The organism is Citrobacter sp. S55_ASV_140 (assembly GCF_018919505.1).
GTDB classification, from domain to species: domain Bacteria; phylum Pseudomonadota; class Gammaproteobacteria; order Enterobacterales; family Enterobacteriaceae; genus Citrobacter; species Citrobacter werkmanii.
Genome location: NZ_JAHLQZ010000416.1, coordinates 1 through 758 on the forward strand (window position 1 = coordinate 1; position 758 = coordinate 758).

The following is a 758-nucleotide window of genomic DNA, read 5'->3' on the forward strand; positions in this document are numbered from 1 at the left end:
GACCTGGGATCCTGGGTATTAAAAAGAAGATCTTTTTATTTAGAGATCTGTTTTATTGTGATCTCTTATTAGGATCGCCACTCTCTGTGGATAAGGACGATCCTTTGAATAAGATCAACAGGTTGCTGAGGATCATTAGCTGTGAATGATCGGTGATCCTGGTCCGTATAAGCTGGGATCAGAATGAAGGGTTATACACAACTCAAAAACTGAACAGCCGTTATTCTTTGGATAACTACCGGTTGATCCAAGCTTTTAACCAGAGTTATCCACATAAAAAAGTATGATCTTTACAAATCTCTGAGCAATGGATGCCAGGATCCCAGCCAAATTTCAGCCGGATCTTCCGGAATTTCATGTTCCAGCACGTTGATCTTAAGCGTTTCGCCGATCTGTTTTGCCCCACAGGCTTTCAGTTCTGCTTCCAGCTTGTCGATTGCGCCGCAAAAGGTGTCATATTCACGACTGCCGATGCCGATTGCGCCGAAGTTTACTTGCGACAGGTCCGGTTTTTGTTCGCGTAACGCATCATATAAAGGCTGCAGGTTGTCAGGAATGTCTCCAGCACCGTGTGTGGAGCTGATAATCAGCCAGATCCCTTCAGCCGGAACCTCATCCAGCATTGGTCCATGCAGTATTTCGCTGGAAAAACCGGCGTCATCCAGCTTTTCAGCCAGATGTTCTGCTACATATTCCGCACTGCCAAGCGTGCTGCCGCTGATAAGAGTGATGTCTGCCATGCTCGCCCACCTTTATAA

1 protein-coding gene is annotated in these 758 nt (G+C 46.3%); it reads right to left on the bottom strand.

Annotated elements, in window-relative coordinates:
- Window positions 1–290 precede the first annotated feature (290 nt).
- Complete coding sequence (gene mioC / locus KQJ18_RS24275) at window positions 291–740, bottom strand: FMN-binding protein MioC (RefSeq protein WP_038635783.1); 450 nt, start codon at window positions 738–740, stop codon at window positions 291–293.
- Window positions 741–758: the final 18 nt, after the last annotated feature.

Bases quoted from the DNA above. Each gene is read 5' to 3' on its own strand.
- mioC (WP_038635783.1), bottom strand. From the start codon at position 740: ATGGCAGACATCACTCTTATCAGCGGCAGCACGCTTGGCAGTGCGGAA.